General features: G+C 52.6%; 12 protein-coding genes. 7 read left to right on the top strand and 5 right to left on the bottom strand.

Annotated features, from left to right (window positions below):
• Window positions 1-415: 415 nt before the first annotated feature.
• On the top strand, window positions 416-1,204 hold the full coding sequence (gene phoH / locus ABIE29_RS12525; RefSeq protein WP_429619113.1) for a phosphate starvation-inducible protein PhoH: 789 nt from the start codon (window positions 416-418) through the stop codon (window positions 1,202-1,204).
• Between the two features lie 177 nt (window positions 1,205-1,381).
• Here the strand turns inward: phoH and ABIE29_RS12520 are convergent, their stop codons facing one another.
• On the bottom strand, window positions 1,382-1,855 hold the full coding sequence (locus ABIE29_RS12520) for a GNAT family N-acetyltransferase (protein ID WP_161738430.1): 474 nt from the start codon (window positions 1,853-1,855) through the stop codon (window positions 1,382-1,384).
• 134 nt (window positions 1,856-1,989) lie between these two features.
• Between ABIE29_RS12520 and ABIE29_RS12515 the strand changes: the two genes are divergently transcribed.
• On the top strand, window positions 1,990-2,562 hold the full coding sequence (locus ABIE29_RS12515) for a tyrosine-protein phosphatase (protein WP_196062993.1): 573 nt from the start codon (window positions 1,990-1,992) through the stop codon (window positions 2,560-2,562).
• A 563-nt stretch (window positions 2,563-3,125) separates the two neighbouring features.
• Window positions 3,126-4,028, top strand: coding sequence for a lipid A hydroxylase LpxO (lpxO, locus tag ABIE29_RS12510; protein ID WP_429619112.1), 903 nt, complete (start codon window positions 3,126-3,128; stop codon window positions 4,026-4,028).
• 53 nt (window positions 4,029-4,081) lie between these two features.
• Here lpxO and chaA read toward each other — a convergent pair whose 3' ends face one another.
• Together chaA and ABIE29_RS12500 are read right to left on the bottom strand one after the other, a co-directional pair.
• Complete coding sequence (gene chaA / locus ABIE29_RS12505) at window positions 4,082-5,182, bottom strand: sodium-potassium/proton antiporter ChaA (protein WP_411755238.1); 1,101 nt, start codon at window positions 5,180-5,182, stop codon at window positions 4,082-4,084.
• A gap of 309 nt (window positions 5,183-5,491) precedes the next feature.
• Entirely contained in the window at window positions 5,492-6,310 is an 819-nt protein-coding gene (locus tag ABIE29_RS12500; RefSeq protein WP_429619111.1) for a siderophore-interacting protein, read from the bottom strand.
• Window positions 6,311-6,816: 506 nt separating this feature from the next.
• Between ABIE29_RS12500 and ABIE29_RS12495 the strand changes: the two genes are divergently transcribed.
• The 3 genes from ABIE29_RS12495 to ABIE29_RS12485 all read left to right on the top strand — a co-directional run bounded on the left by ABIE29_RS12495 (window position 6,817) and on the right by ABIE29_RS12485 (window position 10,984).
• Entirely contained in the window at window positions 6,817-7,512 is a 696-nt protein-coding gene (locus tag ABIE29_RS12495; protein ID WP_429619110.1) for a gamma-glutamylcyclotransferase, read from the top strand.
• Between the two features lie 309 nt (window positions 7,513-7,821).
• Window positions 7,822-8,775, top strand: a complete 954-nt coding sequence (gene cbl, locus ABIE29_RS12490) for an HTH-type transcriptional regulator Cbl (protein ID WP_429619109.1) — start codon at window positions 7,822-7,824, stop codon at window positions 8,773-8,775.
• Between the two features lie 418 nt (window positions 8,776-9,193).
• The gene (locus ABIE29_RS12485; protein WP_429619108.1) at window positions 9,194-10,984 is read left to right on the top strand and encodes a YchO/YchP family invasin; all 1,791 of its coding nucleotides are present in this window, start codon (window positions 9,194-9,196) and stop codon (window positions 10,982-10,984) included.
• 5 nt (window positions 10,985-10,989) lie between these two features.
• Here the strand turns inward: ABIE29_RS12485 and narL are convergent, their stop codons facing one another.
• Together narL and narX are read right to left on the bottom strand one after the other, a co-directional pair.
• Window positions 10,990-11,640 carry a two-component system response regulator NarL gene (gene narL, locus ABIE29_RS12480; protein WP_429619107.1) on the bottom strand — a complete coding sequence of 217 codons (651 nt, stop codon included), beginning with the start codon at window positions 11,638-11,640 and terminating at the stop codon, window positions 10,990-10,992.
• Between the two features lie 9 nt (window positions 11,641-11,649).
• Window positions 11,650-13,434 (bottom strand): nitrate/nitrite two-component system sensor histidine kinase NarX, encoded by a 1,785-nt coding sequence (gene narX / locus ABIE29_RS12475; protein ID WP_429619106.1) that lies wholly within the window; start codon window positions 13,432-13,434, stop codon window positions 11,650-11,652.
• Between the two features lie 353 nt (window positions 13,435-13,787).
• Between narX and ABIE29_RS12470 the strand changes: the two genes are divergently transcribed.
• The gene (locus ABIE29_RS12470; RefSeq protein WP_429619105.1) at window positions 13,788-15,185 is read left to right on the top strand and encodes a NarK family nitrate/nitrite MFS transporter; all 1,398 of its coding nucleotides are present in this window, start codon (window positions 13,788-13,790) and stop codon (window positions 15,183-15,185) included.
• Window positions 15,186-15,700: the final 515 nt, after the last annotated feature.

Raw genomic sequence — 15,700 nt, 5'->3', positions numbered from 1 at the left:
TAGTAACGCAGCGCGGTTGAATGTCATTATACTGTAATCATCTGGCGGTAGTTTTCACACGGTGCACAGCTCAATGCTGTAAATATCACTGCGGGGATCGCTAATGGTAAAGTCCTTGGTTGGGCTGCAAACAACAAATAACATACCTTCCCTGATTTCTCGTTGTAACGAGGGCTCTCTCTACGACTCTCAATTTCTGACCGACTCTTGGCTTTCCTTTCGCATTAATCCGGCTGACACACACTCCTGTTTTGTACCAACCTCGTTGTTCTGTGAAAAAGAGCCGCGCCTTTTGGCGGTTAGGTGTTCACGTCATTCAATGGCTTTAAAGGGGGCCACAACCTGATACGTGTGTAACATAATCGCTCGGTGTTAGCTGCCCTGCGGTAGGTGAAACAAACTGTAAGGTGCCACTATGGGAAGACAGAAAGCAGTGATCAAAGCACGTCGTGAAGCCAAACGCGTCATTCGTCGTGACGCTCGTAGTCATCGCCAGCGTGAAGAAGAAAGCGTGACCTCGCTGGTACAAATGGGTGGTGTGGAATCTATCGGCATGGCACGTGACAGCCGGGATTCTTCTACCATCGAGGCTAGAACCGAAGCTCAAGGTCATTACTTATCAGCCATAGAAAACAAGCTGTTGATATTTGCCACTGGTGAGGCCGGTTGCGGTAAAACCTTCATCAGTGCTGCCAAGGCAGCTGAAGCCCTGATACATAAAGAGGTGGATCGGATTATCGTTACTCGTCCGGTTCTGCAGGCGGATGAAGATCTCGGCTTTTTGCCGGGGGATATCTCTGAGAAGTTCGCCCCTTATTTCCGACCGGTGTATGACATTCTGCTACGCCGTTTAGGATCGTCGTTCTTGCAATACTGCCTGCGCCCGGAAATTGGCAAGGTAGAGATCGCGCCTTTCGCCTATATGCGCGGGCGTACCTTCGAAAATGCGGTAGTCATCCTGGACGAGGCCCAGAACGTGACGGCCAGCCAGATGAAGATGTTTTTGACCCGCCTGGGCGAGAACGTCACGGTGATCGTGAACGGTGATATTACCCAGTGCGATTTGCCACGCGGCGTGAAATCCGGCCTTAGCGACGCGCTGGAGCGCTTCGAAGAGGATGAGATGGTCGGCATCATTCGTTTCGACAAACAGGACTGTGTGCGCTCTGCCTTGTGCCAACGCACGCTTAATGCTTACGATTAATTTATCTGAAAGCTTGCAAAAGGCCACTTCGGTGGCCTTTTTTATGCTTATACATCTCGTAATCCGTAGGTGGCTGATGAAACGAAATTTATATTTGACTGAGCCTTCTTGGGGACGGTGAAACCCACAGATAAAGGCCAAGGCATAAGCTGGCGTATCGTCCGCCAGTGTGGATTTTTACCGTTTAGGGGCGTGTAATCGATAGCGAATAAAATGAACGCCGTCATATTCAATGTCACCATCAAACTGAAATCCCAGACGAAATATTGCTTTAATTTTCAATCGTGTTGGGGGCAGCAGGATTGTGATTGACTTGAACCCCATCTCACTGAAAGCATAAGATAAAATTTTGTCATAGATTTTTTTTCCGAGCCCCCAATGGTCAGGGTGGAGCACTAAAGCCAAGTCAGCATCTCCGTTTTCGTATTGCAGGCCTCCCCAACCGACAAACTTGTCGCTTACTGTAAAAGCCCAAGGCCCATATCCGTATTCATCCCATTGGGATTCTTTGCTTGTTACCCATTTCAGACATTCAGCATCGCCAAAACTCGAATCACCCAAGGGCATCTGGCGTAAAACCATTGGGTTAGTGTTGAGGGCAATAATTTCGCTTCGATCGATATCGCTAAGGCGTTTAAATACAATATCCATTACTAACTCTTTGTATATGTGGTAGAAACTATGGTGTGCTGGTGGCCAACAGTAAATGGGATGATACCAATAAAGCTGCGGCATTGCGGCCAATTTGAGTACAATAAATCGCAGGATCACTAAGGAATACTATTATGGACGATATTCAGCGCTGGCGGTCCAGCGTAGGGAAAACGTGGTTACTGGGCGCGATGCTGCTGGTGGGGAGTTTTACTGCCTCGGTAAATGCCACGACCCCAGAGAACTACCATCAGGTCTCGCCAGAACTCTACCGCTCCTCTCAGCCCTCCGCTGCCCAGATGCAAACGCTCGAGCAGCAGGGCATCAAAACCGTACTCAGTTTACGCCAGTGGCATGACGACGACAGCGAAGCGAGAGGCACAGGTTTGCTTCTGCGCCGGGTAGCGATCAATGCCGCCGTAATTAATGACGACATCGTGGTGACGGCGCTCAGAGAAATTCGTTTTGCTCTGAAACCGGTGTTGGTTCACTGCTGGCACGGCAGCGATCGTACCGGGCTAGTGGTGGCAATGTATCGCCTGGTGTTTGAAAATGCGGATAAACCTGCGGTGCTGGCCGAATTGAGAAAGCCGGAGCATGGCTATCATGAAAAATATTATGCCGGGATTGCGCACTATATTGGTGATGTCGATGTCAGCAAGATACGGCAGCGGGTTTTTGCCGATAACCTTGGCAAGGGGAAGTGATTTGCTAGAAAAGGGGGAGATTGGCTATGGCGACCGTCCCCTCACCCTAACCCTCTCCCACAGGGAGAGGGGACTGGCCGTGCTACCAATTGGCCCCCTTTACCGGTTTACAACACCATATCGATTTCCTTCGTGAATAAGCTGCAGATTGCTTCCTATAACTAAATACAGCACCGTATTAATCCCTTGCGTGAATAAGCTACAGACTGTCTTCTATACCTGACTACGGCTCTGGATCAGCTCCCTCGCCCTGCGGGAGAGGGTTGGGGTGAGGGGGAACCCGATTGCCTGACCAGCAATCCAGTATCTCTCCCCGTGTGTTAATTTACTCCCCCCAATCCGACTCTGCTAAATCGTTAGCTCCCTCCCTAGCGTAAATCCCATTCTCGTTTAAGCTTTGTGTAAATTTTTGCGGTTTTTTGTATGGAATTTTGGTTTCAATAACGTTAATTATTGGTGTCTTGCGGCCGTTAAACCGATCTTAACGGAGCTAAGGGAATCGTTGGGTTGTGTGCTGTGCTCGCGGCATACTGAGGGTCGTATTTTGGGATTCTGACGTCATCATGAAATATATCATTCTGATTTTATTTATTTTTTGCGTAGTTTACATTCACTATCGTGGCCGCGTTCGTTATCCTTTTTGGCGGCAACTTTCCGACCATTCCACCTTTACTGCACCGCTGAACGTGTTTATGTACCTGTTCTCACGGGTGCCGACCACGCCTTACCTGCAACCGGAGCAGTTCCCCGATCTCATTATCCTGCGTGACAACTGGCAGACCATTCGTGAAGAAGGGCAGCAATTGATGGAGATCCAGCAAATCAAGGCATCGGACAAGTTTAATGACGCCGGATTCAACTCCTTCTTCAAAACCGGCTGGAAGCGCTTTTACCTGAAGTGGTATGAGGATAACCATCCTTCGGCAATGGCGTTATGCCCGCAAACCACTGCGCTGTTACGCAGCCTGCCTTCGGTGAAAGCCGCGATGTTTGCCGAATTGCCCCATGGCAGCCGCTTGCCACGCCATCGCGATCCTTATGCCGGTTCACTGCGTTATCATCTGGGGCTGATCACCCCGAATGACGACCGCTGCTTTATCGAAGTGGATGGCGAACGTTACAGCTGGCGTGACGGCGAAGGGGTGATGTTCGATGAAACCTATCTGCACTATGCCGAAAACCAGAGCGGAAAAAACCGCCTGATCCTGTTTTGCGACATCGAGCGGCCGATGCGTTACCGTTGGGCGCAGGCGGTGAATCACTGGTTGGGGCGTAATTTGATGAGTGCTGCGACAGCACCGAATGAAGAGGGCGACCGTACCGGCGGCGTCAATCGGCTGTTCAAATATATCTATGCCGTGCGTAAGGTTGGCAAGCGATTAAAAGCCTGGAACAAGACGGGCTATTACATTATCAAATGGCTGCTGTTTGGCGGGATCGCCGCACTGATTTTCTTCGCATTATAAATAGAACGGGGCGCAAATAATGCGCCCCGCTGATGTTTTGCAACCGCTTGGTATCAGGCAAATATCGTCATCATATAAGCGGCAAACAGCGCCAGGTGCGCGGTACCGTTCAACACGTTGGTTCTGCCGGTAGAGAACGAGATATGGCACAACACCAACACCGTCAGCATCACTACCATATGCGGTGCCTGCAGGCCGAAGATTAGCGTCTGGCCAGTCAGGGTGGCAATAATCGTTACCGCTGGCACCGTCAGTGAAATGGTCGCCAGCACCGAGCCGAAGAACAGGTTCATGGCGCGCTGCACCTGATTGTTCAACACCGCGCGCAGAGCACCCAATCCTTCCGGGGACAGGATCAGCAACGCAACCAGGAAACCGGTGAACTGGGTTGGTGCGTTCAATTTGGTGAGCAAGCCTTCAAGCGGGTTGGCGTTAAATTTGGTTACGGCAATTACTGCGACCAGATGCACGATCAACCAGGCGGCATGCCACAGGCTGCTGTGTGACGAGGGTTTACCGTGGTGCGGATCGCCATCGTCATCTTCGTGTTCATAAACAAACAGGCTCTGGTGGGTTTTAGTCTGGATCAGCAGGAACACGCCATACATCGCTGCGGAGATGGCCGCAACCAGCAGTGACTGGCCCACGCTGAAGTTGCCACCAGGCAAGGCGCTTGGCAACACCAACACGATCACCGCCAGTGGGAGGATCGCCATCAGGTACTGTTTGATACCGCCAAGGTTAACGTACTGGGTAGCAAACTTGCGCCCGCCGAGTAGCAGGGCAACCCCAACCAATCCGGCAGTCACAATCATGATGATTGAATACAATGTGTCACGCATCAGGGCCGGGGCCGCGTCGCCGGTTGCCATCAGTGCTGAAATCAGGCTCACTTCCAGGATCACTACCGACAGGCTGAGGATCAGCGAGCCGTAGGGTTCACCCAGGCGGTGTGCCAGCACATCGGCATGGCGTACCACGCTGAAAGCACTACTGAGGATACCTACCAGGGCAATAATGTTGATGGCTACGATCAGTGGGAAACTGCTGGTGCCGCTCCACAGGTTGAGCACAACCAGTGCGGCGATAGGGAAAATCAGAGAATACTCTGTGTGGCGAGATTTGGATCGGCCAGGATCGTTGTGCGACTTCATTACGGTACATCTCCTTCTCAAACTGCGTGGCCCGTCATCGCTGTTCACCTGCAGATAGGGTCAGCGTATCCAGAAAGTTGTTAATAATAATAGGATACACTCTGCGCATGACGCCGAGTAATAATGTGATGATGTGTCTGGTTTTTAGAAAGCAAGACTTTACTTTATGTGATTAGAGTAACAAAAAAACCGCATCGGATGCGGTTTTATTTACTTACTTTTACGTAAAAATCCAGATGTTCCATGCTAAACGCCTATAAGTGGGTTTTATCTGGCGTTTTTCACGGAAAATAAGGCAGATAATGGCGATCAGGAGTCAATGTTATCCATGATATCGTGCCTTTTCTGGTGGTAACCTTCTTCATTTAGCCCTTCACGCCAATAAGGCACGGCATAAAGCTGATTACGCTCACATTGGCGCTCCTGGCGCAGGTAACGACGTAGTTCGACCACCAGGCGATCCTCACCTGCCAGCCAGAACTGGGTGCCATTATCCGGTAATGGCAAGGCGCAGAATTGTGTGATGAGATCGACCGTTTTCTCCGTGCCGCCAATGATCCAGCTTAGTTCAACACCGGCAGGTTTTTGCAGATCGATAACGTCCGCAGGGGTATCGACACGGATAAACGCGTGGCCTTCGCTACGTGCTGGCAAGTTTTCCAGCAGTGCGGCAATAGCCGGTAACGAAGAAGGATCGCCGGCCAGGCAGTAAAACTCGGCCTCTGGCAGCATTGGCTTGGGGCCGCCAGGGTTGCTGATACCAATTTTATCCCCCGGCTTGGCCTGACGTGCAAAGTTGACCGCTGGCCCGCTGTGGTCGTGCAGGGCAAACTCAATATCAATCTCACCCTGTTGCGGGCGGACGGCACGAATGGAATAGGTGCGAACGAGTGGACGTACGGCATCGGTGGCCCATACCGGGCCTTTCTCGGTGAGCGTGGGCAGGTCTGGTTGCGTTTGGCCTGCAAGCGGTAAGAACACCTTGATATGTGCGGCAGCGGCTTCGGCCGGGTAATAACGCAGGTCTGGTGCGCTGAAGGTGATGCGTCGCAGATGCGGTGTGATGTCGCGTAAACGGGCAACTTCGATCAAATAGGGGGCGCGGCTGCGTGGGGTTTCGGTTTTCACGGGACTCTCCTTTATCATTCTGCGGCCAGTATATCATGCTATCTGATAATGAGAATTGTTTGCTTGTGAGCGTGGCACATCAGGCCAAGCGGCGAAAACCGCTCGGATTGTATTTTTTTGCGGCTAAAACGCTGCGCTCTGTTAACAAAACGCAGGGGAAGGGTAAAGTTTTACGTCTATTAATATTATTGCTTCTGGGTACAAATACTTTTTCACATTTAATATGTCTGGAAACTTGATTGAAAGGTCAGAAAAGAATATGGTCATTTATACCCGTCGTCTTTCAAGTTGCAGCGTTGTTATCTGCACTTACCCACCCCAGTCACTTACCCAAAAGTAAGCTCCTGGGGATGAGTAAGCTTGTTGCCTAGCTGCAACTTGAAATCCATAGGGTATATATTTTTTGCTGGGCGGTGTAAATAAACACGCCCCGCATCCCAAAAAAGAAATTGCAGACACAGTGGCGAAGGGGGTAGGGCAATCCTATTCCCAGGAGGTTGTATTAGGTGTTAACTCGAGATTTTCTGCAAAAAGCAGACTGCAAAACGGCATTCGGCACGATCGAAGAGTCGCTGTTGCTGACACCGGAACAGCGCTCGGCCTCACTGACATGTACGCTCTCCAGGCGGCCGGACAATAGCCCGGTATGGGTTTTTGGCTATGGTTCACTGATGTGGAACCCGGTATTTGAATCTGAAGAGGTGCGCCCGGCGACGCTGCAAGGCTGGCATCGGGCATTTTGCCTGCGTTTGACCGCCGGACGGGGCACTTTGCATCAGCCAGGGCGCATGCTGGCCCTGCAGGAGGGGGGGGAAACCACCGGTCTGGCCTTCCGCCTGCCGGAAGATAAACTGCGTGAAGAGCTGGAACTACTGTGGAAACGTGAGATGATCACCGGTTGCTATCTGCCAACCTGGTGTGACCTGACGCTGGACGACGGCAGCGTCGTTACCGCCTTGGTGTTTGTGATGAACCCACAGCATCCGCTATTTGAAGCGGATACCCGCCATCAGGTGATCGCCCCGCTGATCGCCAGCGCCAGCGGCCCGTTGGGCACCAATGCGCAGTATCTGTTTGCCTTGGACAACGAGCTGAAAAATCACGGCATGAAGGATGACTGCATCGGCGATCTGGTTGGCTATGTACGTCAGTGGCTGCAACAAAACACCTCGGGGCCAATAGGTGGCGAAGCCACGGCCTAACCCTCTGTTAGCGTAGGGGCGTCGTATTGCGCGCCCCAAATGCCTCAACAACCCTCGCGTTGATATATTTTATCCCTCTAGGTAATAACTTTTTGCTGCATAACCTGTTAACCATAATTTTTAAATGGTTATTTATCTCATTAATTTTAAAGCCATTTGCAATTATAAGAAAAGTGGTGGTGAATTTTCAACGATAAAAAAGTGTACTTAGCATTAAAAGCTATAAGTAAAGAGTATTCCTTATTTGTCCTGTCTGCACAGACTCCGTATCAATATTGTTAACGGTTTTGGGAGAGAGAAGGGGACGGAATGAATTTTCAGCAATTAAAGATCATTCGTGAGTCAGCGCGTTGCAACTACAATCTGACTGACGTCGCGAATGCGTTATTTACTTCACAGTCTGGGGTCAGCCGTCATATTCGCGAGCTGGAGGAAGAGCTGGGGATTGAGATATTTATCCGCCGTGGCAAACGGTTATTAGGCATGACCGAACCGGGCAAAGAGCTGTTGGTGGTTGCGGAGCGTATCCTCAATGACGCCAATAATATCCGCCGGCTGGCCGATGTGTTCAGCAGTAAAGACGCGGGGCAACTCCATATTGCCACCACCCATACCCAGGCCCGCTACAGCCTGCCGGGGGTGATTAAGGAGTTTCGGGCGCTGTATCCGCAGGTGCGCGTGGTGCTTAATCAGGGGAGTCCGGAGGAGATTGCCGCCATGCTGGCCTGCGGCGAAGCGGATATCGGTATCGCCAGTGAACGCCTGATGAGCGAAGAGTCGTTGGCTGCTTTTCCCTATTACCGCTGGAACCATGCCATCCTGGTACCCGAAGGCCACGAATTGACACGCCAGCCGCTGGTCACGTTGGAAATGCTCAGTACGTTGCCGTTGATTACCTACCGCCAGGGGATCACCGGGCGCTCACGGCTGGATGCGGCATTTAAAGCTGCGGGGCTGACGCCGGATATCGCGCTAAGTGCCCAGGATTCTGACGTCATCAAAACCTATGTTGAGTTGGGGCTGGGTGTGGGCATCCTGGCGGATATGTCGTTTGAAAAAGAGCGCGATCGTGGGCTGGTGAGCCTCAATGCCGAACATTTGTTTGAGCCTAATACCGTCTGGTTGGGCCTGAAGCGCGGTCAGTTACAACGTAACTATACCTGGCAGTTTATCCAGCTATGTAATCCCACCTTGTCACTCACGGAAATTAAAGAGAAAGTGTTCTCCGAGCAGTTGGAACAGGTTATCGACTATCAGATCTGAGGCTGTAATGCGCTGGAATGGTGCAAGCGCGCCATATCACTGTGCAATAGTGAGGGGGTGGATTACAGATTGCACGGTAATAACATTCTAAAATCTGTGGCTTGGCAAACTGGCATGCAAGCTGCTTATCTTAAATGCGGAAACGTTGAGTATCTGCGATGAATTTCTACAGGCGTCCGTGCAGCACGTTTGCCCCAATGGTGGAATGTGCTGTTCGGACGTCTGTTTTATCGCTGGTAATACGCCTTGGTTGAGATCCCCGATTACAGGTTTTTCCGATGGCTTCTTTTTGCCGATCGCTTACCCTATGCTTCAGGTTGCATTATGCTGTGCGGCAGTTTTTTTCTACCGGCCGGAACGGTAGCGCCAACGGGGTGAGTTTGCCATGCGGCAAGGAAGACGAAGGGCAAACGTGGTTATGACCAAGGTTATTCAGCAAAAGATGTCACAATTGTTATCCAGCACGCGCTTACTCGGGTTATTAGCACTACCGGTGATAATGTTTAACGCCCAGGCGGAAGTTCCCCCGGCAGCGGTTGGCGTGCCAGACGCCCAGGCAGAGGCACCCGTTGCAGTGAAAAGCGCAGCTGAGGCTACGGTGGAAACTCCCTCGGTGGGGACGAGCGTGATTGACGATCTGGCTAAAGCGCCGCCGACAGCGACAGCAGAAACCCAGACGGTATTACCACCGGCACCGCTAGCAGAAGCTCAGACAGTAGCACCAACAGCAGAAACCCAGACGGTAGCACCCCCCGTAGAGGCCCAGGCCATTGCCCCCCCGGAGGTGGCAAATGCGGCTGATATTGCTGCGCAAGTGTCTGCGCCAATAGAAAAGCCAACAGCAGTGGTCAGTGAGATCAAGGCGCAGCCATCCCCGGAGCAAGAGCTGCCGGAGCTGGGTAGCGCTGGCGTCAACGATGCCGAACGAGAAAAAGAGTGGGCTACGCGGGCGAAAAAGTTGGCAGAGCAGAATCTTAACCAGATTTCCAGCGAGCGGGCGCGCGCCGGTACCAAAGATTACCTGACCAACCAGGCCAGTTCGCTCCTACAGCAGGAGACCGAGGAGCTACTTTCGCCACTTGGTACCGCTAAACTGTCGCTTGCGGTCACACCCGAAGGGGATTTTACCGGCAGCAGCGGTCAGTTGTTCAGTCCGCTGTATGACGTGGATGGTTTGTTGACCTACAGCCAGGTGGGTTATCTGCAAAAGGCTAACGGTTCACAGGGTAATTTTGGCCTGGGGCAGCGGTGGGTGGTGGGGGATTGGCTGCTGGGCTATAACTCCGTGCTCGATAGTGATTTCCAGAATCAACGCAATCGCGGCAGCATCGGTGCCGAAGCCTGGGGTGACTATCTACGTTTGTCGGCCAACTATTACCATCCGCTGTCGTCGTTTGCTCCACAGGCCAATAATGCCGTTTTTCTAGGCCGTCCGGCACGTGGCTACGATATTACTACCCAAGGCTATCTGCCGTTTTACCATCAGCTTGGTGCTTCGCTCAGCTTTGAACAGTATCGCGGTGCCAGCGTCGATCTGTTGGGCAATGGCAACAAACAAACCGATCCCAGTGCGATGCAGGTGGGGCTCAACTATACGCCGGTCCCGTTGGTTACGGTCAAAGCCTTACACAAACTGGATAATACGGGCGACACCCAGGACAAAGTTGAACTGGCGATGAGCTATCGCCTTGGGGTGCCGCTGATCAAACAAATTTCCCCATACTATGTGGAGCAGGCCAAATCATTGCGCGGTAGCCGCTATGACAGCGTCGAGCGTAATAATGTGCCGGTGCTGGAGTTTCGCGAAAGCAAAACGTTGCAGGTGTTTCTGGCTACGCCGTCATGGAGCCTGAATGCGGGGGAAGCTCTGCCGCTGGTGCTGGAAATCAAAGCGGCCAATAAGATCACCGCCGTCAACTGGCAAGGGGATACTCAGGCAGTCAGCCTGACGCCGCCGGCGAATATCAACGATCCGCAGGGGTGGACCTTGACGGTGCCCGCGTGGGATGAGACGCCAGGGGCCAGCAATCACTACCAACTGTCCGTCACCCTTGAGGATGAAAAGCAGCAGAAAGCCACCTCTAACTGGATCACGCTACAGGTTACCGCTCCCCTGAGCTTGTCTATTGAAGGGGAACCCGGGTTACCGCCGCCGCAAACGCTGCAGCCACCAGCAATCCCGGCGGTTACCGGGCCGTTGCACCCATAGGGCAACTAATCTTTCTTATTACCCAACACCCAAACGGCGGCTTCGACACGGGATTTCAGTTTCATCTTCTTCAGCAGATGTTTCACATGCACCTTGACGGTACTTTCGGTGATCGCCAGCTTGCGGGCAATCAGCTTGTTTGGCAGCCCCTGTGCGATCAGCTTGAGGATGTCGCGCTCGCGCGGGGTTAACTGCTGGATGTCGCGTTCTGCTGCCGGGCGATTATCCCGCAGGCTGGCCGCCAACACGGGTGTCAGTGCTTCGCTCAACACCATTTGCCCTGCCGCCGCCTGATGCAGAGCCTTGAGCAGTTCTTCTGGTTCCATATCTTTCAACAGATAGCCATCAGCACCGCGTTTTAGCGCGTTCACCACATCGTCTTCATGGTTGGAGACGCTGAATACCACCACGCGACCGGAAAGGGCGGTCTGACGCAGGCGATCCAGCGTTGCCAGGCCGTTCATTCCAGGCATATTCAGATCCAACAGGATCAGATCGGGATCGTGCTGCTCCGCCAGTTCCACCCCTTGTTCGCCATTGTTGGCTTCGTCGATGACTTGTAGGCGCGGATCCATGCTAATCAACTGCTTGACGCCGTTACGCAACATGGGGTGATCGTCAATCAGCAGTATGGTGGCATCTTCTTCGGTCGTCATAATATTTCCTTATTCGATAGCAGAGTTATCTGGGCGGAACGTCACCCGTACTTCGGTGCCGCCGCCGCTGCGCGGCAAGATTTCACACTGGCCGTGCAGGCTTTTGGCACGATCGCGCATGATGATCAGGCCGTAGTGATCGGGCCGCTCGCTGATATCCGGCAGGCCACGGCCATTATCGCTGACGCTCAGGGTGACTTCGCCATGCAGGTTTAACACCCGAATCTTGACCTGGCTGGCCTGCGCATGTTGGTGAATGTTACTCAGTGCTTCACGCGCGATCTGCAGCAGGTGGATCGCCTGATAGGCCGCTACGCTACGTGGGCCTAACTGATAATCCAGCTCGATGGCAATCCCCAGCCGCTGATTGAATTCCTGCACCGTAGACTGTAGTGCTGCCAGCAGGCCTGGTTCACTCAGGCGCAGGCGGAAGGTGGTTAACAACTCGCGTAACTGACGATAGGCGGCAGTGATCTCTTCACGCATCTGTTGCACCAGCGCCAGGCTGGCCGGAGGGAGTTCGTCCCCCTGCATTTGCAGGCAACTGGTCTGCATTTTCAAGCAGGTGAGGGATTGAGCTATGGAGTCATGTAACTCACGGGCAATTGCGGCCCGTTCTTCCATCAACATCAACTGCTGCTGGTGGTCAACCTGGCGCTCTATCGCCAATACGCTGGTCAATTGCTCTACCAGGGTATTCATCAACTGAGATTGTTCATCGTTTAACCGTTGTTCTGGCGCATGTTGAGCGACGACGATGCCATAATTGCCCAGTTGGTCACTCAGGCTCCAGCTAAGTGAAGGATGGCCCTGACTATGAGACTGATGTTCGCTTAAACAGGCGCAGCAGACCGGGTTATGACAATACTCCGGCCTTAACGGCTGGTTACCACTTAATTGCAGAAACTGTTCCTGGCTGTTGTTTTCATACAGCCGTACCTGGATGCTGTGTAGCGGCGTCAGCGTTTGCAACTGGTTGAGGATTGGTGTCAGGCGGCTACAGATCGGCTCACTGGTGTGCAACTGGCGGCTGGTGCGATACAGAAAGCCCAGCACCTGGTTTTTCTGTTGCAGGTCGGCGGTTTTTTCCGCCACGCGTTGTTCCAGCCTGGCATAGATGGTGGCAAGCTCGTCGGACATGGTGTTGAGTGCAGCGCCGAGGGAAGACATCTCGTCCTGATGCCCACGTTGGACAAAGCGGTGGCTGAAATCACCACGGCCTACCGCCAGTGCCAGTGCCACCAACTGACGCCAAGGATGCAGCAAACGGCGGCGCAGATAACAGATGGTGCCGACCAGCAGCAACAGCGTCAGGGCGATAAATCCCCCCTGAACCAGCGTCACCATCAACAAACGCCGTTCGGTCTGATGATCGATATCGGAAACCAGCTTGTCCAACAGGCTGACAAAGTGGGTCACTTGGGGAGCCGCATCGTCGGGGTGTTTTGCTTGGCGCAGCCTTGGCTGCAGCTGGTTTAGCCAATAGTCACGCAACGTCAGCAACTGCGGGGTTAGCCCTTCGCGCTCCAGCGCCAGCTGCAAGTCGCGGCTGGTTTCATCCTGATCCAATCCCTGCATCAGGATATCACTGTGGGCATCCAGGGGGATCTGAGACAGCAGACGGTAACTCTGCATCCGTAGGGATCCCGCTTTGTTGATGGCATGAGCATTGCCCTGGATGCTTTGCGACATCCAGGCGGAAATACTCATTCCGGCGATACCGAGCACCCCCAGCAGTAGCATTAGCAGGGCAACCTGGTTAACGATGGAAAGCGGAGCCAGCAAGCGTTTCATCGAATACGTATCCCCCATAGAGCAGCAGAAACCAGAGGGTAGATACCAGCCACTCTGGCCGCCAAATTACGTCAATAGCAGCCATTTTTCCTCATCCCCCGGCACAACCCCATACCCCTAACGAAGTACCTCTTAGTTTCCGGCTGCCTGAACCATAGCCAAACTTTTAGCACTACTGTGGTATAACCAGCTGAATACCAATAGATTAGCTAGTCTTAATTGGCTACTCACTAAGGGAGGTAAGAGGTTTATCTGCCATGAGTTACCTGCTTGCTCATTGATTTGCGTCAACTTTACCGCTTGAGGGGATCAACTAGGGTGTGCGCAGTTATCACCGTGTTTCTGAGGTTATTATGTCGCAATCTGCAACGCCTTTAGCAAAAAAAACGAGTGCGGTTATTCAGGACTGGCAACCTGAGAACAGCGAATTCTGGCAGCAGAGTGGGCACCGCATTGCCCGCCGCAACCTGTGGATCTCCATACCCTGCCTGTTGCTCGCCTTCTGCGTATGGATGCTGTTCAGCGCCGTGGCGGTTAATCTGAACAAGGTGGGTTTTAACTTCACCACCGATCAGCTGTTTCTGTTGACCGCATTACCTTCGGTTTCCGGCGCTATCCTGCGAGTGCCGTATTCCTTCGTGATCCCGATGTTTGGTGGCCGCCGTTGGACGGCCATCAGCACCTGTTTCCTGCTGATACCTTGCCTGTGGTTAGGCTATGCGGTACAGGATCCGACCACCTCATTCAACGTATTTATCATTATTGCACTGCTGTGTGGGTTTGCCGGGGCCAACTTTGCCTCCAGCATGGCGAACATCAGCTTCTTCTTCCCGAAGGCGAAGCAGGGTGGGGCGTTGGGGCTGAATGGCGGCCTGGGCAATCTGGGGGTCAGCGTGATGCAATTGGTGGCTCCGTTAGCCATCTCGCTCGCCATGTTTGGCTTCCTGGGCGGTACAGGACAGACACAACCAGACGGCAGCCAGCTGTGGTTGGAAAACGCCGCCTGGATATGGGTGCCTTTCTTGCTGCTGGCAACGCTGGCGGCCTGGTTCGGTATGAACGATTTGGCCGCCTCAAAGGCTTCCTTGCGCCAACAACTGCCGGTACTCAAACGGGGTCACCTGTGGGTTTTGAGCCTGCTGTATCTGGCAACTTTTGGTTCTTTTATTGGCTTTTCCGCCGGTTTTGCCATGCTGGCGAAAACCCAGTTTCCGGACGTGGTGATCCTGCATTATGCCTTCTTCGGACCGTTCCTTGGGGCGCTGGCTCGTCCCGTGGGTGGGGCGCTTTCCGATCGCTTTGGTGGTATACGTGTGACGCTGCTGAACTTTATCGTCATGGCTGTTTTCGCTGCCTTACTGTTCCTGACCTTGCCGGGTAGCGCTCATCAGGGCTCGTTTATGGCCTTCTATGGCGTGTTTATGGTGCTGTTCCTCACCGCCGGGTTGGGCAGCGGCTCGACCTTCCAGATGATCGCCGTGATATTCCGTAAAATCACCGTGGACAGAGTGAAAGCAGCAGGAGGAAGCGATGAGTTGGCACAGCGCGAGGCAGTAACCGATTCGGCTGCGGCTTTGGGCTTTATCTCGGCGATTGGTGCGGCGGGGGGGTTCTTTATCCCCAAGGCGTTTGGCACCTCGTTGGCTTTGACTGGCTCACCGGCTGGGGCGATGAAGATCTTCCTGGTATTCTATATTCTGTGTGTCGTGGTGACCTGGGGCGTTTACGGTCGTAAAAAGGTTTCACGCTAGTTTAGTTAAGCGGGCGCAGCATGTGCGACGGCTACCCATTAGCAACATTGCCACTTTGTCGGTAATCTGACACTCCCCGCTTGGCGGGGAATGTCTTCCCTCTCAATTCCTACACGTTATTTCACTGATAGCCAATCGGTGAATTTTCCGCTATTTTTGCCAAAAAGACATTGTGTAATATTACCGACACCTGGCATTCGTCGGTATATATTAACAACATGTTGTTTTTTATTGAGTAATGACAAGATGATTCCATGATTATCTATTGATTAAATCTTAATGTGTCTGGCATCATAGAAACAGAAAATTCTCAATCATGGATACGCTATGGTTTATGCCTGAGTTGACTATGGAAGCAAGAGAGGGGAGGTTTGTTCAATGGGTTTCATGATTTCACTTGACTGTGAAAAATGGGTGAAATTATGCTTTTCATGTTTAATATCAATTCGTTAATATTTTATTATACTTTGCTTTTCTCAGGTTTTATCAAAAATAGCCCGCATTGGGTTGGACAT

Source organism: Serratia sp. 2723 (assembly GCF_050434425.1).
Lineage (GTDB): Bacteria > Pseudomonadota > Gammaproteobacteria > Enterobacterales > Enterobacteriaceae > Chania.
Note: the sequence above shows the minus strand (reverse complement) of the source record. Positions and strands in the feature narration are given on the sequence as shown.